This window comes from Oleiphilus sp. HI0132 (assembly GCF_001635845.1).
This window is the reverse complement of the sequence record NZ_LWGJ01001309.1, coordinates 1-2048: the sequence shown is the minus strand read 5'-3', so window position 1 is coordinate 2048 and position 2048 is coordinate 1. Positions and strand designations below refer to the sequence as shown.

At 41.8% G+C, this 2048-nt stretch carries 3 protein-coding genes; all 3 read left to right on the top strand.

What is annotated here, in order from left to right; genetic code table 11:
* Positions 1-196 precede the first annotated feature (196 nt).
* Entirely contained in the window at positions 197-529 is a 333-nt protein-coding gene (locus A3766_RS20000; RefSeq protein WP_068642847.1) for a hypothetical protein, read from the top strand.
* A 96-nt stretch (positions 530-625) separates the two neighbouring features.
* Entirely contained in the window at positions 626-964 is a 339-nt protein-coding gene (locus tag A3766_RS19995) for a hypothetical protein (protein ID WP_068642845.1), read from the top strand.
* Between the two features lie 105 nt (positions 965-1069).
* Positions 1070-1804, top strand: coding sequence for a hypothetical protein (locus A3766_RS19990; protein WP_068642843.1), 735 nt, complete (start codon positions 1070-1072; stop codon positions 1802-1804).
* The last annotated feature ends 244 nt before the right edge of the window (positions 1805-2048 follow it).

Sequence of the window (2048 nt, the reverse complement as noted above, 5' to 3'; positions counted from 1 at the left end):
GAGCCTCGTTGATCTTCGCAATATGCGACTTCGGTGAACTCCTTATGGGTGTCCAATCCGACAAAAATTATGGTATTGTTTTTCATGGTGCTGGCCTCCGCTTATATGGTATGACACATATATTATGGCTCTGGCTTTGCTAACCCACGATAGGAGGTCAGCACTCTTTTGGGACGTGGGGAGTCATTATGTCTAAATGTCTTATATGATTGAACTACTTGCTCTAATAATAGTGTTTTCGCCAGCGGTAATTGCAATCTATTTTGTTGTTGCTCGGTATAGGCTGGTTAGTTATCTAGCTAATAATCACCCCCAGCTAAGCGAGCAATTAAAAGTATTCAACAACACTGAAATAGAAGGTCACAGTGGCAAACTTGCAACTTGGCTCTCTACTAAATCTTACGCAGAAACCGGCGATATAAATTTAGTCCCAAAAGCCGAGTCCTACAAAAAAGCGAGAATGTTTATGTTGTTATCTTCGGTTGCTTCAGTTACAACAATGGTGTTCTTAAGCAATGCAAACATTTAACAAGGCGCTCAAACGGATTCGGCAAACTGTCACGCTTTTTGTACCAAAAAGCCCGCCATTTTCCCTCTCCGTTTAGCTTGGCGTTAAGTTTAAAATATGGAAGATTATCTAGGTATCGGCTTTGTCATTTTGCTAATAGCATTCGTTTGGTGGCGAGAGAAACGAGATATAAAAGTAAATGGTAAGCCCTCGAAAGTTGATCGAAAAAAAGAGTCAGCAATAGCTCTAATTACTGCGGCTGCGTTAATCCTTGTGGCTTGGGTTTCTGCTATGTCATACGTAATAGTATGCATCGTACTCTGGGTTATTTATCAAGTTATTGGTATCGGTGGCGGTAAGCATGGTTGGTACCGGCAACTACGTGATGGTTGCTTCATGGGTTGGGTATTTTCAGTTCCAGTAGGAATATTCTATGTGCTGCAATCACAAACTTAACCAGTTACGCCAGCATCGCCCACAAAGATCCGTGGGCTGGACTCACTTCGTTCGCCGCTGCGTAAGGCGTTAGATTTAAGGAGAACTGTCATCAATAGGAAGATATTGCAGTGGATTTCTGGCATAGGGGTTATTTTCTTTGGCCTTGTTTTCTTGGCTACTGTGCTGCTATTGAAGCCGCTAGAAAAAACAGCGGTAGAGTTTTTGACTAACGAGGCGTCAATACAAATTAATGCCAAAATAGATAGCCTTTTAGGGCTAGGTGAGGTTGAGCCAAATATTGCCCAAAAGCTGTTCCTTGCCAAGTTCGAAGAGGAAGTTCCAGTATTAAAAGCAGATATTGAACGTATATCTAAGTCTGTCAGTAACGCATTACTCCAGAAAAAAGATACAACCCCAACAGATATATTTATCTCTCAAACAATAGCCACTTTGCCAATGCAAAGTGAATTATGGGAGTACAAATTAATTAAAGTAGGTTTGCAGTCGTTAGGTAACGAGGTTGTGTCGAGGTACGAAGAAACCTGGTCTGCGTTAGTAACTGATATTCGTATATTTTCAGCGGTAAATGTGGGTAGTTTTTTCCTTGTATTGTTGTTGGTTTTCTTAGTTAAAGAAATTCCGCAGTATTTATCACTATGTGCTTGGCTTCTCGTGTTCTCCACGGTCGTCAGCATTTCAATATACATCTATGGGCAAAATTGGTTCTATACCATTTTATTCAATAAGTACTACGGCACAGGCTATCTAACAATGTTAGGTTGTATTTTCGGTTACCTGTTTTTTCGTTGTAGTATTGAGTACGGAATTTATGCCGCAACTGAAAAATCTAACAAGTAGCTCCACAGGACTCCGTAAACTATCACGCCTTTTGTTCCAAAAGTCGCGCCAGCTTACTCCTCCTGTGAGCTAGGCGTTGGTATGACTCCCCACGTCAAGAGGCCCGCACAAAATCCTGCCGGAACCTCGGCCAGAGCCTTTCTTTTTAATTAACATTCTTCCCGTTAGGGAAGCGTCAACGCATCAGATGAAGCAAGTAATTTCGACGGTGATCATGCTGGTATTCGTGGGTTGCTAACGCGAC